A 26,258-nucleotide genomic window follows, 5' to 3' on the forward strand; every position below is an offset into this window, starting at 1 on the left:
GAGGTGCATAGGTGAACAGCAGCGACTGGATCAGCCAACTGTTCTGGCTCTTCATCATTTTTTCGATGATGAGCCCCTACTTTCAGCAGCAGGCCCTCTTCGCCGCGCGCGCCCGCAAGATGGCGGCGCTCGAGAAGAAGCGCAAGAGCCGGGTGATCACCCTGATCCACCGCCAGGAGGCCATCAGCCTGCTCGGCATCCCCCTGGCGCGTTTCATCGACATCGACGACTCCGAACAGGTGCTCAGGGCCATCCGCATGACCGACAAGCACGTGCCCATCGACCTGATCCTGCACACGCCCGGCGGGCTGGTGCTGGCGGCCGAGCAGATCGCCGAGGCCCTCAAGCGCCACCCCGCGAAAGTAACCGTCTTCGTGCCCCACTACGCCATGTCCGGCGGCACGCTGATCGCCCTGGGCGCCGACGAGATCGTCATGGACGAGAACGCCGTCCTGGGGCCGGTGGACCCGCAGCTCGGCAACAAGCCCGCGGCCTCGATCGTCAAGGTGCTGGAGATGAAGGAGATCGCCGACATCGACGACGAGACCCTGATCCTCGCCGACGTGTCCAAGAAGGCGCTGAAGCAGGTCAAGGAGACCGTGATGGGGCTGCTCAAGAACACGATCCCCGACGACCGCGTCGAGGACGTGGCCAGCCTGCTCAGCCAGGGCACCTGGACCCACGACTACCCCATCGACGTCGCCCAGGCGCGGGGGTTCGGCCTGCCGGTGAGCACCGAGATGCCGCCCGAGGTGTACGAGTTGATGGAGCTCTACCCGCAGCCGCGCGGAGGCAAGCCGAGCGTGCAGTACATCCCGCTGCCGCACCAGCGCGAGGTGAACGGCAAGGGCCGTTAGTCGGCGGCGGCGCCGGCCCCCGGGCGCGCCCGGGGGCCTTTCCCGTCAACCGTCGCACCCCGCGGCGCGTTTCAGGTAGGCCTGCATCGCCGACCCGCCGCTCACCGGCAGGAACAGCGCCGCCCCCGCGATCAGCAACCGTTCGCCCGCGGTGAGGGGCCTTGCGGGACCGGCATCGATGGCGGCGCCGAAGGCCATCAGGACGGTGCCCCCCAGCGCCAGCGCGAAGAGCGCGTACCCCGTGCGCGCGAGTTCGCGGCCGCATTTTGCGGTGCGAATCCGCCGGCCCAGCCGCCAGAACAGCAGGCTCCAAATGGTTACGAAGACGATAGCCTGGAACATACCCAGAGGTTAAGCGCTATTCCCCCCAGCGGGCCACCGCCCGCAGGTAGGCCGCGGCGGCCGTGAGCAACGAGGCCGCCACCATCCAGGCGAGCCAGCGCTCCAGCGGGGTTCGGAAGACCCCGGGCGCAAACGGACCCTGCTGCGTCAGCCGCCCCCAGACCAAGCAGGCGACGAGCGCGGCAATCCAGCCGAAGGCGAGGATCCCGAGCCAGCGCCCCGCGCGGTTCACGCAGCCGGCGTCGCGGCACCGCCCCGCGCACAGCGCCAGCCAGAGGTAGCTGGCGCTCGCGGCCGCGGCAAAGGCCACCACCCCGAAGAGGTCGCGGTTCACGTTGCCCTCCCGTCGGGCATCGGTTTTCCCCTGCTATCATTCTACGCCCCCGGTGGAAGGGCGGTCGGGACCGCCACACGAAGAAGGAAAGGGTGCGAAAATGGGGACGTCCGGGCCCGGATCGCGTTCCTGGCGACCCTGCTCCTGGCGGCGGCGTGCGCCCAGCCGCCCGACTGGGCGGGGCGCGGCTTCGACGACCCCGAAGTGATCGCCGCCTACCTGAACCACCACCGGCGGCTGGTGCGAACGCTCGAGCCCGACCTGCCCGCCTACGGCATCGAGGCCAACGCCGCCTACACCCCCAAGACCCCCGATTCACCGAGTTCCTGGCCTTCTGCCGCGAGGTCTACGCCGCGCTGAAGCGCGAGTTCCCGGACCTCACCGTCTTCCTCACCTTCCAGACCGACAGCTGGGAGGTGAGCCGCGCCGACCGGCTCGAGGTGACCCGGCGGCTGCTGCTCCACACCGACCTGATCGCCCTCTCGACCTACCCCTACGTCACCCCCGAGGCGGCGCGCCGCGGCCGCGCCGAAGGCCCGCCCCCGGAGAGCTGGCTCGACGTCTGGGCGGCGCTCGACCCCGAAAAACCCCTGACCGTGAGCGGGACCGGCTTTGCCGCCGAGGACCTGGTCGTCCCCGCCTACGGCTTCGACATTCGCGCCACGCCCGGCCTGCAGGCCGCCCACGTCCAGCGGCTCCTCGGCGACCTGGAGCGCCTCGGCGCGCGCTTCGTGGTCTGGTGGGAGGTGCGCGACTACGACGAGGGCTACGCCTTCCTCAGGGAGCACGGCTTCGACGATCCGGCCCTGCTCATCTGGAAGGACGACGGGCTCGAGGACGGCGCGGGGCGACCGCGGCCGGCGTTCGAGGTCTGGAAGGCCTGGCGCGCCCGCCCGCTGCGGCCCTAGCCCTGCGGCCGCGGCGGCTGGCCGCCTTCCTCGCTCCGCAACAGCGCCCCCAGGTAGCTCACCGCGGCCACGGCGACCGAAAGGCCCAGCAGCGAACCCAACCCTTTCGTGACCCAGAGGGGCAGTTCGGAGGGGGCGATCCGGCCGGAGGCCACCGCGAACGTGACCAGGGCCACGAGGACCAGCACCAGGAGCACCAGGGCGAAGCCCAGCCCCAGGGTGCAGCGGGGGTGGCGGCAGCCGCGGGCGCGGGCGGCGACCCAGAGGAAACCTGCGGTAAAGGCCAGCGTAGCCAGGGCGGTCTGGGTGGTGGCGTCCATCTCCAGCACTATAAAGCCGCGGGGCGCCGTCCGCGGTCGCTTGCTGCGGATCCGCGGCCGGACAGGCCCGCCTGCTTCGCCCCGCGCTCCGGCCGGAAGCGGAGGCGCGCGAGCTCCGCGTCGGTGGCGCGTCCCAGCCCCAGCAGGGCCAGGTAGGGGTCGCCGGCGAGCCCCAGGCAGCGGGCGAAGGCGGGCTCGGTCTTGACGCCCCGGGCCTTGAGCGCGCGCACGCAGCGGCGCAGCGGCTCGCCGTGGAGCTCGAGCAAGCGGGCCTCCACCCGCAGGTGCCGAACCGCCCGCTGGGCGCGCGCCGGCCGCGCCTAGGCGAAGACCTCCACGGGAAAGCCCGCTTCCGGGAAGCGGGCCACCACCGCGGGCCGGCCGTCCACGATCTGCAACCGCACGCGGAAGCCCGGGCGGCGGCCGAAGGCGGCGAGGGCCGCGGCCTGGCGGGCGGTCACCCTTCCATTCTGCCTCGGCGAAGGCTGACCGGTGGGTCAGTTTCGGGGTAAGCTGGAAGGGTGCGCGCCGTATGGAACCTGCACCTCGCCACCTTCCTCTTCTTCCTGGCCTACGGCCTGACCGTGCCCACGCTGCCCCTCTACCTCAAGGCCCAGGGCCTTGGGGCGGCCTGGATCGGCTGGGCGGTGGCGCTGATGCCGCTCGCGGGGCTGGCGCTGCGGCCGTTCGGGGGCTGGGCCTCCGACGGTTGGAGCCGCAAGAAGCCGAGCCTGATCGGTCTGGGCCTGGGGGCGCTTTCGGGCCTCTTCTACCTGGGGCCCCTCGCCGCCGTGCTGGTCGGGCGCTTTCTCCAGGGCGCGGCGATGGCCCTCTTCGCCCCCAGCTCGCTCGCCATCACCAGCGACCTGGTGCCCGAGCACGTGGTGGGCCGGGTGATGGGCACCCGTAACCTGATCCTGGGCATCGGGGTGATGAGCGGCACCGCCCTGGGCGGCTTCGTGGTGGACCTCTACGGGTTCACGGCGGTGTGGTTGCTCGTGCTCGGGGTGCAGCTCGTCTGGATCCCCTTTTTCGTCTGGGGCGTACCCGAGACGCTGGATGCGCCCTCCGCCAACCCCTGGTGGGCCAACTTCGGCGCGGTCCTGCGCGATCGGGGCATCCTCGCGCCCACGCTGGCCAACACCGGTTTCGCCGCCGTCTTCGCCACCCTGCAGACCTTCTACCCGCTCGTCCTCAGCGAGGCCGGTTTCCGGGCCGCCTGGGTGGGCGCCTTCCTCGCCTTCTACAGCCTGGTTTCGGTCTTCTTCCGCCTTCCCGCCGGGTACCTGGCCGACCGCTTCGAAGCCGGGTGGGTAGCGCTCGCCGGCTTCGTGAGCGCCACGCTGGGCCTGTTCCTGCTCTGGGCGCTGCCGCTGCCGCCGTTCGCCTTCGCCGCCGGCTTCTTCATGGGTGCCGGGGCGGGGCTCTACCTGCCCGCGAACATCGTGGCCGTCACCCGCGCCGCCCGGCCGGAGCTGCGGGGTTCGGCCTTCAGCCTCTTCACCGCCAGTTGGGACCTGGGCGGCCTGGTGGGGCCGCCCGTGGGCGGTGCGGTCGCCGCGGCGCTAGGGCTGGGCGCCCTCTTCCCGCTGATGGCCCTGGGGGCCTTGTTAACGGTCCTGGGCTTCGTCTGGGTCCGGGGCGGCGGTGGCCGCTTCCGTCCGGCGTAGCATGGGGGCATGACGATCCTCCGGCGTTTCTTCGCAGCCCTCTTCGGCCTGGTGCTGCTCGCGGCCCTGGCCTTCGCCGGCCTCGTGGGCTGGCTCTGGATCACCGACTACCGGCCGCAGCCCGTGGAACCGCTCGCGGTTCAGGGGCAGGGAAGCTTCGGTGCGCCCGCCGGCCTGAGCCTCCTGACCTGGAACATCGGTTACGCCGGCTTGGGCGCCGAGCAGGACTTCTTTCTCGACGGGGGAACCCACGGCTGGCCCGGCCGCGCCGAGGTGGAGCGCTACCTTGCGGGCATCGCTGCCCACCTCAAGGACCGCCCCGCTGACGTGGTGCTGATCCAGGAGGTGGACCTGGCTTCCCGCCGCAGCTACGGCATCAACGAAGCGCTGGCGTTGGCCCGGGCGCTCCCCGACTACGCCTTCGTCCTGGCCAAGAACTACGACGTCGCTTTCGTTCCGGTGCCCGTGGCCCGGCCGATGGGCCGGGTCAAGTCGGGGTTGATGACGCTGTCGCGCTGGCGCCCCGCCGCCGCCGAGCGCCACGCCCTCCCCGGCCGCTACGGCTTCCTGGTGCAGCTGGTGCAGCTCGACCGCGCCTTCGTCCTCACCCGTTACCCGGCCGCGGACGGGCGCGACTGGGTGGTGATCAACACCCACAACTCGGCCTTCGACGCCGGCCAGCTGCGCGAGCAGCAGCTCGGCTACATCAAGGAGGTCATGACCCGCGAGTACGCGAGAGGCAACTACGTGGTCGTGGGCGGCGACTGGAACCTGATCCTGCCCGGGGTGGACCCGGACGCGGCCTTCGCCCACAGCGAGCCGCGCCCCGGGTTCTACCTGCCCTTCCCGGAGGACTGGACGCCCGCGGGCTGGACCTGGGCCTACGACGCCCGTACGCCCACCAACCGCTCCGTGAGCCGCCCATGGCGCCCGGGCGAGAACTACGTGACCGTGATCGACGGCTTCCTGGTGAGCCCCAACGTCGAGGTGCAGGAGGTGCGCACCGAGGACCTGGGCTTCGCCAGCTCCGACCACAACCCGGTGCGGGTGCGCCTGCGCGCGCGGCCGTGACCTCCGGCGCGCAAGGGAGCCGCGCCCGTCTCGCCCCGGCGGGTTAGGATAGGCCCTATGGCGAAGGAGCAAGGCGTCACGCCGCAATCGCAGGACTTCAGTGAGTGGTACATCGACGTCATCCAGAAGGCCGAGCTGGTGGACTACGGCCCGGTGCGCGGCACGATGGTCATGCGCCCTTACGGCTACGCGCTGTGGGAGAACCTGCAGCGCGAGCTCGACCGGATGATCAAGGAGACCGGGCACGAGAACGCCTACTTCCCGCTCTTCATCCCCATGAGCTTCCTCCAAAAGGAAGCCGAGCACGTCGAGGGTTTCGCTCCCGAGCTGGCGGTGGTCACCCACGCCGGCGGCGAGGAGCTGGAGGAACCGCTGGCGGTGCGGCCGACCAGCGAGACGGTGATCGGCTACATGTGGTCGAAGTGGATCAGCAGCTGGCGCGACCTGCCGGTGCTGATGAACCAGTGGGCCAACGTGGTGCGCTGGGAGAAGCGGCCGCGGCCCTTTCTGCGGACCACCGAGTTCCTCTGGCAGGAGGGCCACACCGCCCACGCCACCCGCGAGGAGGCCGAGGAGGAGACCCGGCGGATGCTGGGCGTCTACGCCCAGCTGGCCCGCGACTACGCCGCCATTCCCGTGTGGGAGGGGATGAAGACCGAGAAGGAGAAGTTCGCCGGCGCCGTCTACACCACCACCATCGAGGCGATGATGCGCGACGGCAAGGCGCTCCAGGCCGGCACCAGCCACTTCCTGGGGCAGAACTTCGCCAGGGCCTTCGAGATCACCTTCCAGGACCAGGACCTGGAGGAAAAGTACGTCTGGACCACCTCCTGGGGGCTTTCCACCCGCATGATCGGGGCGATCATCATGGCCCACGGCGACGACCAGGGCCTGATCCTGCCGCCCAGGCTGGCCCCGATTCAGGTGGTCGTCGTCCCCATCTACCGCAAGAACACCCGCGAGGTGGTGCTCGAGGCCGCGCGCGAGCTCGTGCGCGAGATCCGCGCCGCCGGCGTGCGCGTTCACCTGGACGACCGCGACCAGTACAGCCCCGGTTACAAGTTCAACGAGTGGGAGCTCAAGGGCGTGCCCTTGCGGATCGAGATCGGGCCCCGCGACGTCGAGGCCGGCCACGCGGTCCTCAAGAGCCGGCTGGGCGGCGAGAAGGAGTTCATCGGCCTGCGCGACCTGCCGGGGCTCCTGCCCGAGCGGCTCGAGGGCTTCCACCGGGCCCTCTACGAGCGCGCGCTCGCCTTCCGCGAGGCCGGGGTGCGCCGGGTGGACGACTACGACGCCTTCAAGGCGCAGGTGGAGCGCGGTTTCGCCGCCGCCTTCCACTGCGGCGAGGCCGTTTGCGAGAAGGCCATCCAGGAGGAGACCAAGGCCACCACCCGCCTGATCCCCTTCGACTTTCCCGAAGAGGAGGGGGTCTGCGTCCGCTGCGGTCGGCCCAGCGCCTACGGCAAGCGGGTCCTCTTCGCCAAGGCCTACTGATCCACGCCGCGGCCTCCCGCCCCCGCGGTAGGCTGGACGCATGAACTACCGCATCGCGGCGCGGCGCGTCTACTGGCGCTGGTTCGGCGAGGTGGACCTCGTCGGCGGGCCCACGTTGCGGATGAGCGGCGACGCGGCGCGCTGGCTGCGCGAGGGCGAGGAGGTGCAGCTGCGGATTCGGGGCGGGGCCGCGGGCAACCTGCTCGACGCGGAAGACTACGTCCTCGAGCGGGCGGGACGGGTGCACTGGCCCCCTTTCGAGCGCGAGGTCGAGCACGCGCGCTCCGGCGTCTACGCCCGCACGCTCTACGGCTACGCCCTGCGCGTGCGCGAGGCGCGGTTCGAGCAGGACTACGAGGCGATCGCCGAGCTGGAGCAGTACCACTACGCCTCGGACCACGAGACCGTGGCGGTGTGGCGCTGCCCGGACGGCCGCCGGGTGCGGGCGTCCGCCAAGCCGCGTTGCCGGCAGGGCGAGGGGCGGCTGCTCGACATCCGCGGCTCCACCCCGGCGAGCCGTTTCCTGGTCATGGAGCTCGCCGAGCGCAAGCCCTTCGAGCCGGCCATCGTGGCCTACCTGCGGCTCGACCCGCCGTTGCCGGCGATGCACCGGCGCACCCCCGGCGGGGTCGAGCGGCGGATCCGTGAAGAGGTCTTTCCTGCAGACTGGTTCCACCCCACCTTCGACGTCAAGGACCTGCTGCCCGAGGGGCGGCCCTGGGAAGAAGCGGCGCAGCGGGCGATCGACCGGGTGCGGGTGGCGGCCGCGCGAATCGCGCGCGTGGTCGTGCACCCGGATTACCGCTCGGACGGCCTGGGCGCGCGGATCGTGCGCCTGGGGCTCGAGTGGGCGGTGGAGCGCGGCGTTCCCGACGGGCGGCGCGACAAGGAGCTGGTGTGCACGGTCGCGCAGATGGCCCGCTACCACCCCTTCTTCGAGAACGCGGGGTTCCGCTACCTGTGGGACACCGCCTCCGGGCGGCCCGTCCTCGCCTACCCGCTCACCGACGCGGCGGCGCGCCGCATGCGCCGCTTCCTGCAGTCCGATCCCTACGCCGTCGAGCATCGCGGGCGGCTCTACCGCCCGCGCTACGGCCGGGTGCGCGGGCTCGCCGGCCCCGTGGTCTTCCACGGGGTGGACAAGGCGTACGCCAGCGACCTGGACCTGGAGGACCTGGCGCCCGAGGTGCGGGGGCTGCTCGAGGCCTTCGGGGTGCGCCGCCGCCGCATCGAGCGCCGGGTGTTGCGCGGCGTCAAGCTGCGCATCGAACCGGGAACGGTGCAGTTGTTGTGGGGCGTCAGCGGGGCGGGGAAGACGACGCTCCTGCGCCTGCTCTGGGACGAGATGCCCGACGCCGGCTGGGTGGACGTGCCCGAGGGGCGGGTCGAAGCCTACCTGCCCGGCGTCGCCGAGCCCGCTCCGGGGGACGAGGTGCTGCTCGAGCGGGTGGCGCGCCGGCTTCAGGACGTGCCGGCCGCGGCGGAGCTGCTGGGGCGGATGGGACTGGCCGACGCGGTCCTCTGGCGCGCATTGCCGGACCAGCTCTCCACCGGGCAGCGCGAACGCTTCCTGCTGGCGCTGCTCCTCGCCGGACGCCCCGACCTGCTGCTCGTCGACGAGTTCGCCGCCCACCTCGACGGTCCGAACGCGCGCCGGCTCGCCCGGGCGCTGGCCCGCCTCGCGCGCGAGGCGGGGATCACCCTGGTGGTCAGCAGCCACCGGGAGGAGGTGCGCGCCGCGCTCGAGCCCGACCGCATCGTCTACGTCGGCTACGGCTCGGTCTGGTCCGAGCCGGGCCACTGAACCCCGTCGAGGTCCACCCACAGCATCCGCCCCCGGCGCGGCGGCACGGGCAGGGGCTCGGGGTAGCGCCGGGGGTTTTCCAGCACCCAGGCCCACAGCGGCCTGCCCTGGGCGTAGGCCTCCAGGAACGCGCCCGCGCGGTGGCGGTCTTCGAAGGCCGAAAGCTCTTCCGCACCGAAGGGCCCTTCCACCCCCACCACGTCCACCTGCCCGATGAGGCGGCCGCCGCTGACGATGCCGATGGGGCCGCGAACGCGCGTGGGGTGCTTGCGGATCTCCCAGGTCTTCACGCCGTCGACGATCCATCCGGCGTAGGGCTCGCGCACGATCAGGCCGCGCTTGGGGCGGGGCATGCGGCCAGTATAATCGGCCCCATGGCGCCCGCGAAGCTGCGTTGCCCGCGCGAGTCCAAAACCAAAAAGCGCGAGCGCGCCCTGCGCATCCTGAAGAAGCTGGAGGCCGCCTACCCCCAGGCGCGCACCGAGCTGCGCCACGAGAACCCCTTCCAGCTACTCGTGGCCACCGTGCTCAGCGCCCAGGCCACCGACAAGTCGGTCAACGAGGCCACCCCCGCCCTCTTCGCGCGCTTTCCCACCCCCGAGGCGCTGGCGGCGGCTACCCCCGGGGAGGTGGAGCCCTTCATCCGCCGCATCGGGCTGTTTCGCACCAAGGCGCGCAACCTGGTGGCGCTGGCGCGCAAGCTCGTGGAGGAGCACGGCGGCGAGGTCCCGCGCGACAAGGAGGCGTTGATGGCGCTGCCCGGCGTGGGCTGGAAGACGGCCACGGTGGTGCTGGGCGCGGCCTTCGGGGTGCCGGGCATCGCCGTGGACACCCACCTGGCGCGGCTGGCGCACCGGCTCTGCCTCTCGCGCGCCCGGACCCCGGAGAAGATCGGGGCCGAGCTGGAAGCGCTCTTTCCCCGGGAGAAGTGGGTCTTTGTGCACCACGCCCTCATCCTCCACGGCCGCTACGTCTGCACCGCGCGCAAGCCGAAGTGCGACGCCTGCGTGCTGGCGGACGACTGCCCTAACCGGCGAAACGCCTGAGCCCGCCGGGGTGTTATGATGGAGGACGTGAATATTGCGGGTGCCCTTGCCGACTTGTACACCCTTCAGGAGCGCGACCAAGAGCTTGATAAAATCAAGGAACAGCAGGAACTGTTGCCGCCCGAGCTGATCGAGGCCCGCGAGAAGTGGGCTGAGTTGTCGGCGCGGCTGGGCCAGCTCAAGGAGCGCTACCTAACCCTGCAGCGCGAGTACAAGCAGAACGACCTGGAGATCAAAGACCTCACCGCCAAGCGCAAGCAGGCCGAGGACGAGCAGATGCAGTCCTCGAGCGTGCGCGAGCAGACCCAGTTCGAAAACCGCATCCAACAACTTTCGACCCGCATCGACGAGCTCACCGAACTGACCATGCCCATCCTCGAGGAGATGGAAAACCTGGCCGAGCAGATCCAGGCGCTCGAGGCCGAAATGGCCGAGATGAAGCCCGAGCTCGACGCGCTCGAGGCCAAGAACGCCGAGCGCGTCGCCCAGCTTGAGGCCGAGTACCAGGAGAAGCTGGCCAAGCGCGAGGAGATGGCGGCCAGCATCCCCAAGAACCTGTTGCGCGAGTACCAGGCCATCCGCCGCGCCCGCAAGGGCGTGGGGGTGGCGCTCGTCTACGCCAAGGGGGGCGTCTACCGCTGCAGCGCCTGCAGCGTGCAGCTGCCCACCCACGTGGCCCAGCGGGTCTACCAGGGGCAGCAGGTGGTGCGCTGCCCCAGCTGCGGCCGCCTGCTGTGGAAGGGCCCCGAGCAACCCTCGAGCTAGGTGCGCCAAACGCGACGCGGGGGCGGGCCCGCCCCCGCGTCGCTCGTTGCGGGGCGTTCAGCGCTCGAGCGGCTCCACGAAGTCGATTGCGTCCAGCTGGCCGGTGTCGATGGTGTACCCCCCGGGCAGGGCGAAGCTCTCGGTCTGGGTGACGGCGCCGGTGCCGTCGACGGTGTGCACGACCACCCCGCCCGTGCGCAGGCAGGCCACCTGCATGAGCTTGGGTGCCGGGCTGCAGCCGTAGGGGGTTTCTCCGGGCAGTGCGACGAAGGTGCTGGTCGTGGTGTTGGCGTCGACGACGAATCCGGTGGCCTCCGAGAAGTCGGGGTAGAGGGCGCGCTCCACGAAGATCATCGAGTTGCCGAATTCGATGCCGCCGAAGTCGGCGGGGCCTTCGAACTGCATGAAGGCGGGGTTGCGCGCGAGGGTGCCCTGGTAACCGCCCAGCGGCGAGGGAACGGCGGCGACCAGGGCCGTCCAGCTCGAGTCAGGATTCATGTTTCCACAGCCCAGCAGGTACCCTCCGGCCCAGACGCTGCGGCCGGGGCGCCAGCTGCACTGCGTGGCGTACCCGCTCACGTCCGCGGTCCAGACGACCTCGCCGGTTTGCAGGTCGATCATCTGCAGCTGCTGGGTCCCGAGGGTGTCGTCGAAGTAGCGAAGCGCCGCGGGCAGGGTGCCGCCTTCCTGGAAGCTCAGGTTGACGTAGCTGAGCTGGTAGCTCCCGGGCAGGTTGGCCACGGGGACGGCCTGGGCGTCGGCGAGGCTGAGGCGGTAGAGCACCTCGGTGCCGCTCGAGCCCGGATCCTGGAGCATCACGGCCACCAGGTCCCCCGCCGCGGTGCGCACGGCCGCGAAGGACACGGCCTGCGTCGCGGGGTCGGCCCAGGTATCGTCGGCGAACGAGGTCAGGGCGCGCACCGTTCCCCGATCGAGGTCCCAGAGGTAGAGGTTCAACGGACCGCCCGACGACCGCCCCAGGAAGACGACCTCGCGGCCCGGCGGGTTTTCGGGAGCCGGGGTCACGGTGGCGCCTTCCTGGACCGCCACGTTGCGGTACGTGGCCGTGTAGCCGCCGCTGCCGCTCGCGCGGATGTCGTAGCGGCCCACGGGCAGGCCGATCAGGTAGGTGCCGCTCCCCGGCGAGGTTTCGGTCAGGGCGAAGCTCATCGAACCAAGGGTGCTGAGCTCGGTCACGGTCACGCTCAGCCCCCCCGTCGGCCCGTCGAGCGCCACCTTGCCGCGCAGGGGTTTGGCGTGCAGCCGGTAGGGCTTCCCGCCCCCCACCAGGGTCGCCTCGTCGTCTGCGGCCGCGCCCAGGTCGACGTTGGCGGCCAGGGCGCCGCTTTCGAGGGTCTGCCCGGGGGGCACCCGGATCTCCACGGGGCCCGTCTGCCAGCTGCAGCTCCAGGCCTGGGTGTCGACGGCGTTGCGGTCGTTCGGCGTGAGGGGGTCGCCGGAGATCGTGAACCAAAGCCTCCAGGTGACGGGGAAGGGCTCGGTGTTCGGCAGCTTGTAGCGGAAGACGGCGCCCGAGAAGACGTACCGCTTGTAGCTGTGGTCCACGAAGGTCTCGGAGGTGGTGTTGGCGTTCAGCTGCGCCACGTTGATCGCGGTGTTGGGGTCGGGCCGGCAGCCCGGCGCGGGGCGGGCGGTCGCCGCGCCCTTGACGTAGGTCTGGTCCTTGAACCAGTGCCAGTACTCGTCGGCCAGCTTCCCCCCCAGCGCATCGTTCGCACCCGCGACCGTCATGGGGTGGCGCATGTAGGCGTCCATGGCCGCGTCAAAGGCCAGCCCGCGCTCCCTGAGCACGTGGTACCAGAAGTCCTGGCTGCGGTAATGGGCCTTGCGGCCGAAGTAGGGAAGCGGAATCCAGTCACTGCGGGCGCTGTAGTCCGGCGTCAGCAGCGGCTGGAAGGCCGCGTCCTGGATCGAGTTTTCCGAGAGCGCCGCGGTGCTCTCCGCCCACCAGAAGGCGCTCCTGCCGTAGCGCCCCTGTACCGCGTGGAAGATTTCGTGGATGAGGGTGCGCTTCATCAGCGCCGACATCGAACCGTCAGTGGGAGCGCAGACGACCATGATGCGGGCGCGAGGATCGTAGAAGCCCAGGACGTTCGCGCCGCACGCGCCGGTGCCGCTCGGCATCATGTAGAAGCCGTAGCTGGCGTTCGTGTAGTCCATGCGGACGGGCGTTCCCCGGCCCTGGACGATCGGTTTCGCGCCCACCACCTGCAGCAGCGGCGGCCGCAGCTTGGAGCGGCGGTAGAGATTGAGGATCTCGTTCATCGCCGACTCGAAGGCGGCGACTGCGGTGCTGTTGAATGCGCCCTTGGGGGTGACGATCGCCTTGCCGCGGGGAAGCCAGGCGCTGCCCAGGCCGTCGGCCGGACGCACGCCCCCGTCTGCGGCCGCGGGCAGCTCGGCGGCGCCGTCGCGCACCGGAAGGAAGACCAGCCCCTCCTGCGGGAGCGAGGGAAGCTGGACCAGGAAGGCGCCAAGTTCCGTCGTGGGCGTCCCCGGAATGCGGAACCACATGGGGTCGGGCGCGTGCGGGGCGCCGCCGGGGTGGTAGACCGCGAGGGCCAGGCCGGTGGGGTCCGCGCCCTCGGGGAGGGGAACGACCAGAACGAAGGGTTCGCTCGCGGGAACGTCCCGGTCGGCGGCGATGCGGTAGGCGTCGCCCACGGGCTGGACGCCTGTGGGAAGGGGCAGGGTCGGCTGCGGTGCGGACTCGAGGACGACCGCGATCGAGGTTTCGATCGCGCCTTCCACCAGCGAGACCGCGATCCCGTCGGGGCCCTCGAGCCAGCCTCCGGCCGGTCCCAGGTGGCCGATGACGTTGGCGGGCGGGCGGGCGCCGCCGCAACCCGCCACGGCGAACAGGAGCACCAGCAGCCAGACGCCGCGCCAGAGCCGCCGGTGCGGTGGGTGGAACGCGTGCATTTTCGACCTCCTCATTCGTCCGCGCACGCCTTCGTGACCTCGAAGACGTCGGCCTCTAGCAGACGGCCCACGAGGCAGTGCACCCCGGGGCCCCCGGTGTAGTTGCGCAAATAGAACGACCGCCCGTCCTCGCTCCGCCCGATCGTTCGGGCGGCGACGCCCCCTGCGGAATACACGCGCAACCACACCTTCAGGACCTCGCCGGGGCGGGGGTCGCCCACGGGCCGGGGGCCGCGGGCTTCGCCGGGCGGGCGGGCGTTGTGGAAACGAAGCATCCAGCCGTCGGGGCCGCGCACGAGCTCGCCCCAGACCTCCAGGAAGGCGCCCGGCTGCGGCCGGTAGTCGAACACCTGCCCCTCGACGGGGAGCGCGAAGCGGGCGCCCGCGACGACGCCGCGGACGAGCCCCTGGTACGCTCCCGAGGCCAGGAAGCGGCCGGAAACCTTTACGTAGCCGGCCTCCACGCGCCCCTGAACGGCGTCGGCTACGGTCACGGGCCGGTAGGTCGTGGCGAGTGCGGGCAGCAGCCCCAGGGCAAGCGCACACACGATTCGTCGGATCACGCCGCCTCCTAGTAGGGGAGCGGGCCCGCGAACCGCACCACGGCCACCCGCATCCGCGAGGGATCGCTGACGCTCAGCGTGACGGTGGCGTCTGCGCCGGTACCGCGCCCGACGTAGAACGCCATCGAGCGCAGGGTGCGGTTGCTCACCGCGGCCAGGGGTTGGTAGTAGAGCGTCTGCCAGCTGCCGTCGCGCAGCGCGAGGTTCTGGTACTCGTAGCCGGCGAGCCGGGCGGTGTCGTCGAAGAGCAGCGTCAGCGCCCAGTCGACGAGGGCGTCGGCGAAGCTCTGGCCGGTAGCCGCCTCGAAGTTGGCGATGCCGACGAGGTTGCTCTGGACCCAGGGTTTCCACAGCGAGGCGCCGACCTTTTCGTGGGCCCGCCACATCAGGAGGAAGTTGAAGCCGTAGATGGCGCGGCCCTCGGCGCCGGAGGGGCGCGTCGCGTGGACGATGCGGAACGCCTCGGGGTTGGCCAGGGCGTCGCTGGCGCGCGACTGGATCCGCCCCTGGGCGGTTCCGAAGCCGCTCAGCTCCTTGGCGACCTCCGCCGAGGGTTCCTCGATCCAGATCTCCTCCAGCGGGAACCCGGCCGCCACCCGGTAGCCCATCGCGACGAGGTGCTTCAGCTCGTGCGCCATCGTCCCCGGCAGGGCGACGTTAAGGAAGGCGTCGCGCGTCCAGGAGTAGAGGTTGATCGGCGGGCCGGGCGTCGTGGCGTAGAAGATGTCGCCTTCGTTGCTGCGCGGCGCCGAGCCGCTGTCGAGGTAGAGGTCCGCCGAGTAGACGTAGCCGAAGAGGCCGGCGTTGCCGACCTTGGGGCTGAGGACGATGAAGATCTTCCCGTTGCCGTCGAAGTCGGCGGCGTTGCCGAAGGTCGTGCCGATGGTGGGCCAAACGGCGGTCTCGAAGGTGTTCGCGAGCGCGCCGAGCTCGCTGGCGCTGAGCACGTCGTCCCCCGTAAGCCCGTCTTCGACGAACCACACCGCACTGGCGCTGACGTACTGCACGGTGGCGTTGATCAGCGCCTGGGTGGGGGGCGAGGTGCTGACGTCGGTGAAGACCCAGAAGTCGCACTGCGTCACCCCCGCCTGGTAGGGGCCGGGGCAGTTGTCGCTGAACCCCTGCGCGCCCACCTGCCGGTTCAGGGGTTCGATTCCAGCGCTCCGGGCCTCGGCGACGAAGGCGCGGCTCGCCTGCAACGCCGCGGCGTCCGAGGGCACCCGAGGCCCGGCGGGCCCGGCGTCCGCCGCCTGGCCCAGGGAGGCGGTCGCGACGTTCTGAGTGGTGATGGCGTACTGGATGCCGTCGGGGTCGGTGCCGCTGCTGTCCTGGCCGGCGTAGACGGGGATCAGGGCCACGTAGTCGGCGGGTTGCAGGCCGGGGAGCTGGACGGTGAGGGTGTTTCCGTTGAAATCGCCGGGGCCGTAGACCGTGAGTGCGCCGCTGGCCTGGGTGCTGAACGAAGCGGTCACGCGCTTGTCCGTGTCCAGGGTCAGGACGCAGCTTCCGCTGCCGCTGCAGTCGCCGCTCCAGCCCAGGAAGGTGGATCCGGCGTCGGGCGTCGCGGTCAGGGTGACCTGGGTGCCCGCCGCGTAGCTTTGCGTCGTCCCCGCCGTGAACTCGACGTCCGGGGGCGTGATCCGCACCTTGCCGCTGCCGCTGCCCGAGAAGCTGAGTTCGAGCGTGGACTGGGGGGCCGTCGCTCCCTGGCAGGCCGCGAGGAGCGAGACGAGCCCGAGGAGGAGCAAAGGACCGAAGGTGTAGGAACGCTTATAAGCTTGCATTTGCCCACGACCTTAGCCACAATGCCCTTAACAACGTCTTAACGGGGGTCCTGCAGCGATGCGCCTACGCCTGCTTGGCAGCCTTGAACTCGAGGGGGTCCGCTTCACCCGCCCCAAGCCCCTGCTGCTGCTCGCCTACCTGGCCCTGGAGGGCTCGCGCGAGCGCCGCTTCCTCGCTGAGCTGTTCTGGCCCGAGGCCAAGCGGCCGCTGGGCAGCCTCTCGGTGGCGCTGACCCAGCTGAACAAGGCGCATCCCGGCGCGGTGCGCACGCACGGCCGCCGGTTGTACACGCCGCTCCCCACGGACGTGGACGAGCTGATCGACGCGGTGGCCCGCGGCGAGTGGGCGCGGGCCGTCCGCCTCTACGGCGGGGCCTTCGCCGAAGGGCTGGACCTGCGCCTGGGGCACGAGCTCGAGGAGTGGGTCTTCCAGATGCGCGAGCGGGTGGCCGTCTGGGTCGCCCGTGCCCACTTGGAGCTGGGCCATCAGGCGCTCCACCGGGGGGCGTTCGACCGCGCCCGCGCGCACGCCGAGGCCGCGTACGCCCTGGAGCGCGCCTGGGGGCTGAGCGACCCGGCCACCACGGTGGAGCTCCTCCGCAAGAGCGGCAGCCCGCTGCTCGACGACTTTGTTCGCGAGCACGGGCGCGCCGAGCCCGTTCCCTGTCGGGTTCCCCGGCCCGTCACCCGCCACCTGGGGCGGCGCGAAGAGCTCGAGGCGATCGAGCGGCTGCTGGTGCGCGAGGGGCAGCGCTGGGTCACCCTCGTCGGTTTGGCGGGCGTGGGGAAGACCCGCACGGCCATCGAGGCGGCGCAGCGCTTCTGCCGCAGGTGTTACTTCGCCGACGGGGTGGTCTGGGTGGAGCTCGACGCTGACGCCGACGCCGACCTCCCCGCGCGCATCGCCGAGGCCCTCAAGCTGACCCCCGACCCGCGCCGACTGGGGTGGGAAGATCTCGCCGCCCGCATCGACCGTAGATCGGTCTGCATCGTTCTGGACGGTATCGAGCGCTTCCACGACCAGGCCGGCGAGCTGGCCCGCCTCGTCGTCCGCTGCCCGAACCTGCACCTGCTCGCGACCAGCCGGGTGCGCCTGGGGGCGGCCGAGGAGCGCTGCCTCCACCTCGACGGGCTGAGCGTCGATCCCGAAGTCCCCGGGGAGCCGTCGCCGGCGGTCGCTCTCTTCCTTGAGCGCGCCCGCAGGGTGCACGCCGCGCTGGGGGAGGGCACCGCCGCCGTCGAAGAGCTCTGCCGGGTCTGGCAGGGCCACCCCCTGGCCATCGAGCTGGCCGCGTCCTGGGCCGACCTGTTCCCGGCCGAGGAGCTGGCGCGGCGCTTTTCGCCCCCGCACCTGCCGCGCCCGCGCAACGGCGAGGGCGACCTCGAGACCCTCCTCGAAGAGGCCTACGAACAGCTGCCTTCCGCTGCCCGAAGGGTCTTCCCGGGGCTGGGGGTTTTCGAGGGCGGCTTCGACGCCGAGGCCGCCACGGAAGTGCTGGGTGCTGACGTCGGCACGCTGGCGGTCCTGAGCGACCGCGCCATGGTCTGGGCCCGCAACGGGCGGCTCGGCCTGCATCCGCTGCTGCGGCAGCTGGCCCTGCGCCGGCTCGCGAGGCGGCCGGGGGAGGAGGCCGAGGTGCGCGCGGCGCACGCGCGCCACTACCTCGACCGGTTGTTGCGCCACGTGCAGGGGCTCAACCGTGGGGACGAGCCCACGTTGGCGCTGATGCGCAACGACCACGCCAACCTGCGGGCCGCCTGGGAGCGGGCCGCGGCTTGGGGCTGGCACGACCGCCTGGCTCCGCTCGCCGAGCCGCTGCTCCGTTTCTTCGACCGCCAGGGACGGTTCGAGGAGGGGCGGCGCTGGTTCGAGGCCGTGCTCGCCCGGGCCGAGGACGGCGGGTTGCGCGCCCCCTTCGCCCTGGCCGCCGCCTGGTTGTGGATCCGCCTGGGCGACCTCGAGGCCGCAGAACGGCTGATGGAAGGCGTCGCCGTGGGGGCGGATCCGGCCCGCAACGCCCGCCTCGAGCAGAACCGGGGGATGCTGGCCTACCGCCGCGGCGACTTCGCGGCCGCCGCCGAGCACTGGGGCCGGGCGGCGGCGCTCGCCCGGGAAGGCGCGGATCCCTGGGCCCGTACGGCGGCGCTTCAGAACCGGGCCATCGCGGTTTTTTCCATGGGCGACCACGAGGCGGCGCGCCGGCTCTTCCTGGAGGCGCTGGCCACCCAGGAGGCGCACGGCCACGAGGCCGACATGGCCAAGACGTACAACAACCTGGGCAACCTCCTGCGGGTCATGGGCCGGAGCGACGAGGCGGAGCGCATGCTGAACCAGGGGCTGCGCCGGGCGCGGCGTCTGGGCTTGGGGCAGATCGAACCCTTCCTGCTCTACAACCTGGGGCAGCTGGCGCTGGCCTCCGGCAGGTACGTGGACGCGCTGGGCCGGTTCGAGGCGGCGCTCGAGGGGAGCCGGCGCTCCCGCGAGCGGGTGCTCGAGGCGAGCTGCCAGATCAACCTCGGCCTCACCTCGGCGCACCTGCAGCGGTGGGTGGAGGCCGAACGGCACCTGCGGCAAGGCCTGGCGGCGGCGTGGAGGGTGGGGGAGGCGGCCGAGGTGGCCCGCGGCCTGGTCGTCTGGGCGCGGCTGGAGCTGGCGCAGGGGGACCCGCGGCGCGCCTGCCGCTTGCTGCGCACGGCACTGGGGTTGCCCGAGCTGCGCGCGCACAACCGCCGCGAAGCCGAGAACCTGATGGAGGCCCTCGATCCGGGGGCCTGCCCGGGGGCGCCCTATCGCTCGGCGGCCGAGGCCCTAGAAGATCTCGGCGTCGCCGCTCCGGCATGAGCAGGAGGGTCGAACTGCTCCCGTCCGGGTGAGTCGCCAGTGAACGGGACCCCTTGGACTCTTTTCGGGAACACCGCCGCTGGCGAAATGCATCTGAAGGCCTGGGATCTCGGAACTGGGAAGCGGGATGCAGGCCGGTCATGCATCGCCGGGGTGTGGGATGTAGGGAGTGGGAGGTGGGAAAAATCGAGTTTCGCATCCGGCGTACTGCCCGCGACCCCCTCGGCAGGCTTCTTCGAACAAAAACCTGCGCCCCACACCCCACCCCCTGCCTCCCGCTTTTCTTGTGTCCCCCGGACGACCGAGATTAATAGCCGTGGGAGACCCGGGAGCCCGCCTGAGCTTGATTCAGGGCCCGGCCCGGACTTGATCCGGGGCAGGCCCCTGCGAAAGCAGGGGTCTACGCTGGGCGGTAATCCGAAATTTCGTTCCTGAAAGGCCGGGGGCGTAGGGGAGGGTTTCAAACCCTCCCCTACCGTTGATGAGCGTTTGGGTGGGGTTGTCGGACTTGGCCGTTGTCGGCCATGCTCCTGACATCACGGGCGGACCCGCGGGTCCGCCCCTACGACGCACTACGTACTGCGCACCACGAACTACGCACCACAAAGTACGCACCAAGTACCAGGTACTACGCACCGGCACCTGTAGCAAAACCTACCTCCCACACCCCACCTCCTACCTCCCAAACAAAAACCCCCGGCCGAAGCCGGGGGCAGGTGCGCCAGGGCGCGGGGGGTGAAAGCACGGATCAGGGCAGGCTCGCTTGCAGCTTGGTAAGAAGTGGTTCCTTGCGGAACGAGAACTCCTTAGAAAGGAGGTGATCCAGCCGCACCTTCCGGTACAGCTACCTTGTTACGACTTAGCCCCAGTCATGAGCCCCACCCTCGGCGCCTGCCCACTGACGGGCTCCCGGCGACTTCAGGTGGAACCCACTCCCATGGCTTGACGGGCGGTGTGTACAAGGCCCGGGAACGTATTCACCGCGGCATGGCTGATCCGCGATTACTAGCGATTCCGCCTTCATGCAGTCGAGTTGCAGACTGCAATCCGAACTGAGACCGGCTTTTTGCGATTCGCTTCCCGTCGCCGGGTCGCTGCGCTTTGGGCCGGCCATTGTAGCACGTGTGTCGCCCAGGCCGTAAGGGCCATGCTGACCAGACGTCATCCCCGCCTTCCTCCCGGTTTCCCGGGCAGTCTCGCTAGAGTGCCCGGCCGAACCGCTGGCAACTAGCGACAGGGGTTGCGCTCGTTGCGGGACTTAACCCAACATCTCACGACACGAGCTGACGACGGCCATGCAGCACCTGTGTCCGGGCTCCCCGAAGGGCACCCCCCTGTTTCCAGGGGGTTCCCGGCATGTCAAGGCCTGGTAAGGTTCTTCGCGTTGCTTCGAATTAAACCACATGCTCCACCGCTTGTGCGGGCCCCCGTCAATTCCTTTGAGTTTCAGCCTTGCGGCCGTACTCCCCAGGCGGAGTGCTTAACGCGTTAGCTACGGCGCCGAGCCAAAGCCCGACACCCAGCACTCATCGTTTAGGGCGTGGACTACCCGGGTATCTAATCCGGTTTGCTCCCCACGCTTTCGCGCCTCAGCGTCACGGGACGTCCAGGTAGCTGCCTTCGCTATCGGCGTTCCTCCCGGTATCTACGCATTTCACCGCTACTCCGGGAATTCCGCTACCCCCTCCGTCCGTCTAGCCCGCCAGTATCCGGCGCCTTTCCACGGTTGAGCCGTGGGCTTTGACACCGGACTTAACGGGCCGCCTACACGCCCTTTACGCCCAGTAAATCCGGGTAACGCTCGCACCCTCCGTGTTACCGCGGCTGCTGGCACGGAGTTGGCCGGTGCTATTAGCAGGGTACCGTCATTCCCCTTGCGGGGTTTTCGTCCCCTGTTCAGCGGTTTACACCCCGAAGGGCTTCATCCCGCAAGCGGCGTCGCTCCGTCAGACTTGCGTCCATTGCGGAAGATTCCTAACTGCTGCCTCCCGTAGGAGTGGGGCCCGTGTCTCAGTGCCCCTGTGGCCGGCCATCCTCTCAGACCGGCTACCCGTCGTCGCCTTGGTGAGCTTTTACCTCACCAACAAGCTGATGGGCCGCAGGCCCATCCGGAAGCGGCCGAAGCCCTTTAGACACGCCCCAAGGGGCGGGTCCACATCGGGGATTAGCCCGGGTTTCCCCGGGTTGTCCCCGTCTTCCGGGTAGGTCACCTACGTGTTACGCACCCGTCCGCCGCTAAGCTTACCCAGTGTCCGAAGACTCCGGGCAAGCTTCGCACGACTTGCATGTCTTAGGCACGCCGCCAGCGTTCACCCTGAGCCAGGATCAAACTCTCCATCACAGTCCTAGGCCCTGAGGCCTAACACTCGAAGAGAAGATCCGCAGAAACTCTGCGGGTTTGCGCATGGCGTCGCGGGCGTTGCGAAGGGGTGAACCCCCGCGCCCGCGCGCTTGCTTTTAGGTGTGCTGCAGGCTGAATTTACGCAGACCGCTGTGGGGTTTACCCTCGTCTGGCCTGCGTTCTTCGCCTTCCCTGATCCGTGCTTTCAAGATCCCCGCACCCGCTGGGCGCAAGACTCAAGATAGCAAATGCGGGGAAGGCTGTCAACCGCCGCGCCGGGCTTTGCCGGGGGCTGCGCTAGGATAGGGGTGTGGAACTGCTGCTGGTGGTGCCCCACCCCGACGACGAGGTCTTCGGGGCGGGCGGGGTGCTCTACGAGGCCGCCGGGCGCGGCTGGGGCACGGGCTTGATCACCCTCACCCGTGGCGACCGGGGCAAGGACCTGGGGTTGTGCAGCCGCGAGGAGCTGCCCCGGGTGCGCGAGGAGGAACTGCGTCGCTCGGCGGCGATCCTGCGGGTGGGGCACCTGGAGGTGCACGGCTTTCCCGACCAGGGCGTGGCGGAGCACCCCGAGATCGTGGACCTGCTCGTGAAGCGCTTCGAGGCGCTTGCGCCCGAGCGCGTCGTCACCTTTCCGCCGAACGGGCTCAACCGGCACCCGGACCACGTGGCCACCCACCGCTGGGTGGTGGAGGCGCTCGCGCGCTACGGGCCGGTAAAGCTCTACTACTACGCGCCGCCGCGGCCCTATCCGGGTTTCCGGGAGGGGTGGAAGCCGCCGACGCACCGGGTCGCGCTCGACCACGGAGCGCTCGCGGCCAAGCTCAAGGCCATGGCGCAGTACCGCACCCAGGCGCTTTCGGTGCTGAAGATCATGAACGCGGCCGCGCCGCGGTTGCTGGAGGAGACCTTCCACCTGGTTGGTTACGAAGGGGAGGGGCGGGAAGGGCTGGATTGATGGCGCGTCTGCGCATGCTCGAGCACACCGCGGACGTGGGCTTCGAGGTGGAGGCCGACTCCCTCGCCGGCGTCTTCGAAGCTGCCGCCGACGCGCTGCTGCGCGTGCTCTTCGAGGGTGGTTTGCCGCGGCGGGGCCGCCGCACCGAGCGGCTCGCGCTCACGGCGCCCGACCTGGAGACGCTGATGGTGCGCTGGCTCGACGAGCTGATCTACCGGGTGCAGACCCGGGGTGAGGTTCCGGTGCGCACGCGGGTGCGGCTGGGGAAGGTTCCGGAAGGGCAGCGGCTCGAGGCCGAGCTGGACCTGCTGCTCTTCGAGGAGGTGCAGGACCGCTTCGCTGGCGAGGTCAAGGCCGCCACCTACCACGGCCTGGTCGTGGAGGGGGCGGACGGGCGCTTTCGGGCGCGGGTGATTCTGGACGTCTGAGAGGAGGCGGACCGTGGACGTATCGTTCGTGCAGGAGGACCGCTACACCTTCCGCATCCCGCGGAAGGGGAAGATGCGCGCCGACGCCGTCTTCTTCGCCTCGAAGCGCATCCTTGCCCACCTGGAGAGCGAGGGCTACGCGTCGCTGGTGCAGCTCATGAACGTGGCCACCCTGCCGGGCATCGTGGAGCCGGCGCTGGCCATGCCCGACATCCACTGGGGCTACGGCTTTCCCATCGGCGGGGTGGCCGCCTTCGACCCCGCCGCCGGCGGGGTGGTGAGCCCCGGCGGGGTGGGGTTCGACATCAACTGCGGGGTGCGGCTGCTGGCCAGCGGACTCGAGCGGCGCGACCTGGAGCCGCGCAAGGCCTGGCTGGCCGACCGCCTCTACGAGCGCGTCCCCGCGGGGGTGGGCTCGAAGCGGCGCGACGTGAAGCTGAACCGGCGCAGCCTGGCGCGGGTGCTCGAGGAGGGGGCCGGCTGGGTGGTGCGGCAGGGCTGGGGCGAGCCGGCAGACCTCGAGTTCATCGAGTCCGGCGGGCGGCTCGAGGGCGCCGACCCCGGCCGCGTCTCCGAGCGCGCCTACGAGCGGGGCCTGCCGCAGCTCGGCACCCTGGGTTCGGGCAACCACTTCCTGGAGGTGCAGTACGTAGAGCAGGTCTACGACCCCGAGGCCGCCGCGGCCTTCGGCCTCGCGGAGGGGCAGGTGACCGTCCTCATTCACACCGGCTCCCGGGGGCTGGGCCACCAGGTCTGCCAGGACCACGTGCAGAAGTTCCTGCAGGTCGCCCCCAAGTACGGCATCGAGCTGGTGGACCGGCAGCTCGCCGCCGCCCCCATCGAGAGCCCCGAGGGGCGGGCCTACCTGGGGGCGATGGCCGCCGCCGCCAACTACGCTTTCGCCAACCGCCAGCTCATCACCCACTACGTGCGCGAGGCCTTCGAGGCCGCCGGCTTCGCCCCGCGCGAGCACGCGCTGCGGGTCGTCTACGACCTGGCCCACAACAACGCCAAGTTCGAGACCCACGGCGGCCGCCAGGTGCTGGTTCACCGCAAGGGGGCGACCCGCGCCTTCGGCCCCGGCGCGCCCGACCTGCCCCCGGCCTACGCCGCCGTGGGGCAGCCGGTGCTGGTGCCGGGCGACATGGGGCGGTACTCCTACGTCCTCGTGGGCACCGAGGGGGCGATGGAAAAGAGCTTCGGCTCGAGCTGCCACGGCGCCGGTCGGGTGCTCAGCCGGGCGCGCTCGAAGAAGCAGGTGAAGGGGCGCGACCTGGTGCGGGAGCTGGCCGCCGCGGGCATCGAGCTGCGGGCGACCAGCCGCCGCACCGTGGCCGAGGAGGCCCCCGAGGCTTACAAGGACGTGGCCGAGGTGGTGCAGGTCGTCGAGGGGGCGGGCCTGGGGCGCCGGGTGGCGCGGCTGCGGCCGGTGATCGTGGTCAAGGGTTGAAGGGGCGGGCCGCCGTTCGCCTCCCCGCGGCGGCGAACATGCGGTAAACTCCTTCCCATGAAACCGAGGGGCATCCTCTTCGACTGGGGCGGGGTCTTCACCGTGGGGACCTTCGACGGCCGCGTCGTCGCGAACACCGCCCGCCGCTTCGACCTGCCCCGCGAGCGCGTGGCCGACGCCTACTTCGCCGAGGTGCAGCGGCTCGAGCTCGGCGAGTGGAGCCTGCCGCGCTTCTGGGCCTACTTTGCGCAGGCGCTGGGCGTGGAGGCGCCTTACGACGACTTCGAGGCCCTCTTCCTGGCTTCGGTGGCGCCGCGGCCCGAGATGTACGAGCTGCTCGCGGCCATTCCTGCCGAGGTGACGGTGGGGCTGCTTTCCAACAACTACCCGGTGATCTCCGACTACCTGCGCGCGGGAGAAGGTTTCGACCGCTTCGACGCCGTCTTCTTCTCCAACGAGGAGGGCGTCAAGAAGCCGGACGCGCGCGCCTTCGAGCTGGCCCTCGAGCGCATGGGGCTGCCGGCGGGCGAGGTGCTCTTCGTCGACGACCACGAGGGGAACATCGCCGCGGCCGCGGAGCTGGGGCTGATGACCCACCGTTTCCAGGAGCCGGCGCCGTTCGTGCGCGAGCTGCTGCGCCGGGGCCTGACGCTGCCGGCCTCCGCCGCCAGGCCGTGAGCGAGCGGGCGGTCCGGCTCCTGCAGGGCTACCTCTGGGTTCCCCAGGAGCGGGCGTGGGACCCGCAGCTCGAGCTCCCCGCGACGCTGGACCTGGGGGAGGCCGACGCCGTGCTGCTGGTCGACCCCATCCGCCCGCCCTTCGCCTTCTTCGACGACGGCACCCCCACGGCCTCCCAGCGCTTCTACCAGCTGACCGCGCTCGTGCTCACGGACCGGGACCCGAACGCGCTCCACCCCTGGGTGGCGGCCCTGCAGGAACGGCTGGCGCCCGTGCTGGAGGCGACGCCGGCGGGGGTGGGCTGGCTGCTCTTCGAGGACCTGCGGGCCCTCTAGTCGAGCACCGGCTCGAAGCTCAGCTTGGGGGCGGCGGGCTGGCGCTCGAGCCTGTGCGAGGCCTCGCGCGCGAGGCTGCGGAAGCGGTTGACGTGGGTGAAGAACTCGCGCAGGATCATCAGGAAGACGTACATCCCCCGCTCGTTGGTGTAGATGTGGTCGCCGCGGGCGTAGACCAGGCCCATGGCGCGCAGCGCCGTGCACTCGGGCCAGAGGGCGCGCCTCAGGGGCACGCCGAAGATCGCCTCGAACTTCTTGCAGTCCACCCGCCGGCCGAAGAGGGCCATCATCAGGTAGTAGAGCATGTAGTCGCGCCGCGCCAGCGGCGCCGACTCGAGCACCACCGGCAGCCTGCCCTGGGCGACGAGCCGCTGGTAGAGCGGCAGGGTGTAGGCGTTGACGCTCACCCGCCCGTCGTGCAGGCTCATCGAGCCGGTGCCGATGCCCACGTAGTCGAAGTAGTCGACCACGTACTCGTCGAGCATGTCGACCTCGGGCTTGTCCTTGCGGGAGAAGCACCAGGAGCTCACCGGGGTGTAGTGCTCGCGCAGCGTCGGCAGGATCACCCTCTTGTAGAGGTAGGCCTCGAGGTCGTAGCTGATGCGGCCCTGACGGTCCACGTAGCCACGGTTCTGCTGGGCCTCCATCAGCGGGTAGGTGGTGAGCTGGTCGATGCCGTCGTCCACCGCGATCTGCAGGTCGCGCGCCAGCACCTCGGGGTCGTGGTTCGGAAGGTTGAAGATGAAGTCGACGTTGACGATGCGGAACCGGCCCAAGAGCCGGTTCACCCGTTCGCGGATCTCGGCGCCCGAGCCGTAGGCCTCGAGCCGCCCCAGGCGCTCGAGCATGCCGTCGTCGAAGCTCTGCACGCCCACCGAGAGCCGGTCCACGCCCGCGGCCGCCAGCGACTGCACCGCGGCGTCCGGGATGCGCGGGTTGGCCTCCACCGAAACCTCGGTGAGGTCGAAGCGGCCGCGCACGAACTCGAGGAAGCGGGCCAGCTCCTCGTGCACCAGCGCCGGGGTGCCGCCGCCGACGTAGGCCGCGCCGAAGTCGAAGCCGGCGGCCTCGTACATGAGCAGCTCGCGCTTTAGCGCCTCGAAGTAGTCCTGCACCTGGCTCGAGCGGCGGTCGAGCTTGTGGGCGTTGAACATGCAGAAGGGGCAGATCGACTCGCAAAAGGGTACGTGGATGTAGAGGAACGAGCGGCTGGGGCGCACCCCGTCCGCGAGCCGTCCCGGCGCCTCCCAGCGCAGCCGGCCGAGCTTTTGGTTGACGGCCCATCGTGCGACGTGGTGGAGCGGGTTCACGGACCCTCCTTCCCT

24 protein-coding genes, 1 rRNA gene and 1 pseudogene are annotated in these 26,258 nt (G+C 70.7%); 15 read left to right on the forward strand and 11 right to left on the reverse strand.

From position 1 onward, the window contains the following. Nucleotides 1-11: 11 nt before the first annotated feature. A complete protein-coding gene (locus OCEPR_RS01310) occupies nucleotides 12-857 on the forward strand; it encodes an SDH family Clp fold serine proteinase (RefSeq protein ID WP_013456902.1) in 846 nt (281 codons plus the stop codon). Between the two features lie 45 nt (nucleotides 858-902). Here OCEPR_RS01310 and OCEPR_RS01315 read toward each other — a convergent pair whose 3' ends face one another. Together OCEPR_RS01315 and OCEPR_RS01320 are read right to left on the reverse strand one after the other, a co-directional pair. Further along, nucleotides 903-1,199, reverse strand: coding sequence for a hypothetical protein (locus OCEPR_RS01315; RefSeq protein ID WP_013456903.1), 297 nt, complete (start codon nucleotides 1,197-1,199; stop codon nucleotides 903-905). A gap of 16 nt (nucleotides 1,200-1,215) precedes the next feature. Beyond that, complete coding sequence (locus tag OCEPR_RS01320; RefSeq protein WP_013456904.1) at nucleotides 1,216-1,533, reverse strand: hypothetical protein; 318 nt, start codon at nucleotides 1,531-1,533, stop codon at nucleotides 1,216-1,218. 204 nt (nucleotides 1,534-1,737) lie between these two features. Between OCEPR_RS01320 and OCEPR_RS12965 the strand changes: the two genes are divergently transcribed. After that, nucleotides 1,738-1,893, forward strand: coding sequence for a hypothetical protein (locus OCEPR_RS12965; protein WP_187288499.1), 156 nt, complete (start codon nucleotides 1,738-1,740; stop codon nucleotides 1,891-1,893). A 56-nt stretch (nucleotides 1,894-1,949) separates the two neighbouring features. Continuing rightward, nucleotides 1,950-2,441, forward strand: a complete 492-nt coding sequence (locus tag OCEPR_RS01325; protein ID WP_041553892.1) for a hypothetical protein — start codon at nucleotides 1,950-1,952, stop codon at nucleotides 2,439-2,441. Here OCEPR_RS01325 and OCEPR_RS01330 read toward each other — a convergent pair. From OCEPR_RS01330 to OCEPR_RS12970, 3 genes and pseudogenes are all read right to left on the reverse strand, one after another. Then, a complete protein-coding gene (locus tag OCEPR_RS01330) occupies nucleotides 2,438-2,761 on the reverse strand; it encodes a hypothetical protein (protein ID WP_013456905.1) in 324 nt (107 codons plus the stop codon). The two genes, OCEPR_RS01325 and OCEPR_RS01330, sit on opposite strands and share 4 nt — an antisense overlap. Before the next feature lie 8 nt (nucleotides 2,762-2,769). Beyond that, a pseudogene (locus OCEPR_RS12155) lies at nucleotides 2,770-3,063 on the reverse strand (DUF4269 domain-containing protein); the annotation flags it as partial. An 18-nt stretch (nucleotides 3,064-3,081) separates the two neighbouring features. Further along, nucleotides 3,082-3,222, reverse strand: coding sequence for a hypothetical protein (locus OCEPR_RS12970; protein WP_187288500.1), 141 nt, complete (start codon nucleotides 3,220-3,222; stop codon nucleotides 3,082-3,084). Between the two features lie 60 nt (nucleotides 3,223-3,282). Between OCEPR_RS12970 and OCEPR_RS01340 the strand changes: the two genes are divergently transcribed. From OCEPR_RS01340 to OCEPR_RS01355, 4 genes are read left to right on the forward strand one after another with little or no spacing between them, the layout of a single operon-like run. Beyond that, nucleotides 3,283-4,431 (forward strand): MFS transporter, encoded by a 1,149-nt coding sequence (locus OCEPR_RS01340; protein ID WP_013456906.1) that lies wholly within the window; start codon nucleotides 3,283-3,285, stop codon nucleotides 4,429-4,431. Nucleotides 4,432-4,440: 9 nt separating this feature from the next. Further along, the gene (locus OCEPR_RS01345; RefSeq protein ID WP_013456907.1) at nucleotides 4,441-5,502 is read left to right on the forward strand and encodes an endonuclease/exonuclease/phosphatase family protein; all 1,062 of its coding nucleotides are present in this window, start codon (nucleotides 4,441-4,443) and stop codon (nucleotides 5,500-5,502) included. 57 nt (nucleotides 5,503-5,559) lie between these two features. Further along, nucleotides 5,560-6,996 (forward strand): proline--tRNA ligase, encoded by a 1,437-nt coding sequence (gene proS, locus OCEPR_RS01350; protein ID WP_013456908.1) that lies wholly within the window; start codon nucleotides 5,560-5,562, stop codon nucleotides 6,994-6,996. A gap of 40 nt (nucleotides 6,997-7,036) precedes the next feature. Continuing rightward, nucleotides 7,037-8,800: a GNAT family N-acetyltransferase gene (locus OCEPR_RS01355; protein ID WP_013456909.1), complete on the forward strand. Its 1,764-nt coding sequence runs from the start codon at nucleotides 7,037-7,039 to the stop codon at nucleotides 8,798-8,800. On the opposite strand, the gene OCEPR_RS01360 is transcribed toward OCEPR_RS01355, so the two are convergent. Then, nucleotides 8,767-9,153: an ASCH domain-containing protein gene (locus tag OCEPR_RS01360; protein ID WP_013456910.1), complete on the reverse strand. Its 387-nt coding sequence runs from the start codon at nucleotides 9,151-9,153 to the stop codon at nucleotides 8,767-8,769. The two genes, OCEPR_RS01355 and OCEPR_RS01360, sit on opposite strands and share 34 nt — an antisense overlap. Nucleotides 9,154-9,174: 21 nt before the next feature. Here OCEPR_RS01360 and nth point away from each other — a divergent pair, with 21 nt between their 5' ends. Next, the gene (gene nth / locus OCEPR_RS01365; RefSeq protein ID WP_013456911.1) at nucleotides 9,175-9,846 is read left to right on the forward strand and encodes an endonuclease III; all 672 of its coding nucleotides are present in this window, start codon (nucleotides 9,175-9,177) and stop codon (nucleotides 9,844-9,846) included. Nucleotides 9,847-9,864: 18 nt separating this feature from the next. Next, a complete protein-coding gene (locus OCEPR_RS01370) occupies nucleotides 9,865-10,611 on the forward strand; it encodes a zinc ribbon domain-containing protein (RefSeq protein WP_041554370.1) in 747 nt (248 codons plus the stop codon). Nucleotides 10,612-10,668: 57 nt separating this feature from the next. On the opposite strand, the gene OCEPR_RS01375 is transcribed toward OCEPR_RS01370, so the two are convergent. Genes OCEPR_RS01375 through OCEPR_RS01385 form a run of 3 tightly spaced genes read right to left on the reverse strand, consistent with a single transcriptional unit; the run spans nucleotide 10,669 to nucleotide 15,901 of the window. Beyond that, the gene (locus OCEPR_RS01375) at nucleotides 10,669-13,554 is read right to left on the reverse strand and encodes a carboxypeptidase-like regulatory domain-containing protein (RefSeq protein ID WP_013456913.1); all 2,886 of its coding nucleotides are present in this window, start codon (nucleotides 13,552-13,554) and stop codon (nucleotides 10,669-10,671) included. A gap of 11 nt (nucleotides 13,555-13,565) precedes the next feature. Next, nucleotides 13,566-14,117, reverse strand: a complete 552-nt coding sequence (locus OCEPR_RS01380) for a hypothetical protein (RefSeq protein ID WP_013456914.1) — start codon at nucleotides 14,115-14,117, stop codon at nucleotides 13,566-13,568. Nucleotides 14,118-14,125: 8 nt separating this feature from the next. Further along, a complete protein-coding gene (locus tag OCEPR_RS01385) occupies nucleotides 14,126-15,901 on the reverse strand; it encodes an InlB B-repeat-containing protein (protein WP_013456915.1) in 1,776 nt (591 codons plus the stop codon). 58 nt (nucleotides 15,902-15,959) lie between these two features. Between OCEPR_RS01385 and OCEPR_RS01390 the strand changes: the two genes are divergently transcribed. Next, complete coding sequence (locus tag OCEPR_RS01390; protein ID WP_013456916.1) at nucleotides 15,960-18,743, forward strand: ATP-binding protein; 2,784 nt, start codon at nucleotides 15,960-15,962, stop codon at nucleotides 18,741-18,743. An 810-nt stretch (nucleotides 18,744-19,553) separates the two neighbouring features. Here OCEPR_RS01390 and OCEPR_RS01395 read toward each other — a convergent pair. Next, nucleotides 19,554-21,084, reverse strand: a 16S ribosomal RNA gene (locus OCEPR_RS01395). A gap of 310 nt (nucleotides 21,085-21,394) precedes the next feature. On the opposite strand from OCEPR_RS01395, the gene OCEPR_RS01400 reads away from it, so the two are divergent. The 5 genes from OCEPR_RS01400 (at nucleotide 21,395) to OCEPR_RS01420 (ending at nucleotide 24,933) form a co-directional block, all read left to right on the forward strand. Continuing rightward, the gene (locus OCEPR_RS01400) at nucleotides 21,395-22,042 is read left to right on the forward strand and encodes a PIG-L deacetylase family protein (protein WP_013456917.1); all 648 of its coding nucleotides are present in this window, start codon (nucleotides 21,395-21,397) and stop codon (nucleotides 22,040-22,042) included. Continuing rightward, nucleotides 22,042-22,470, forward strand: coding sequence for an archease (locus OCEPR_RS01405; RefSeq protein WP_013456918.1), 429 nt, complete (start codon nucleotides 22,042-22,044; stop codon nucleotides 22,468-22,470). Before OCEPR_RS01400 ends, OCEPR_RS01405 begins: the two co-directional genes overlap by 1 nt. 73 nt (nucleotides 22,471-22,543) lie before the next feature. After that, nucleotides 22,544-23,920 carry an RtcB family protein gene (locus tag OCEPR_RS01410; RefSeq protein ID WP_049773563.1) on the forward strand — a complete coding sequence of 459 codons (1,377 nt, stop codon included), beginning with the start codon at nucleotides 22,544-22,546 and terminating at the stop codon, nucleotides 23,918-23,920. A gap of 57 nt (nucleotides 23,921-23,977) precedes the next feature. Further along, entirely contained in the window at nucleotides 23,978-24,598 is a 621-nt protein-coding gene (locus OCEPR_RS01415; protein WP_013456920.1) for an HAD family hydrolase, read from the forward strand. Beyond that, entirely contained in the window at nucleotides 24,595-24,933 is a 339-nt protein-coding gene (locus tag OCEPR_RS01420) for a DUF3208 domain-containing protein (RefSeq protein ID WP_013456921.1), read from the forward strand. The genes OCEPR_RS01415 and OCEPR_RS01420 overlap by 4 nt, the downstream gene beginning before the upstream one ends. Here OCEPR_RS01420 and OCEPR_RS01425 read toward each other — a convergent pair. Beyond that, nucleotides 24,930-26,243, reverse strand: a complete 1,314-nt coding sequence (locus tag OCEPR_RS01425; RefSeq protein WP_013456922.1) for a coproporphyrinogen III oxidase family protein — start codon at nucleotides 26,241-26,243, stop codon at nucleotides 24,930-24,932. The genes OCEPR_RS01420 and OCEPR_RS01425 overlap by 4 nt on opposite strands. Nucleotides 26,244-26,258: the final 15 nt, after the last annotated feature.

This window comes from Oceanithermus profundus DSM 14977 (genome assembly GCF_000183745.1).
Classification (GTDB): Bacteria; Deinococcota; Deinococci; order Deinococcales; family Marinithermaceae; genus Oceanithermus; species Oceanithermus profundus.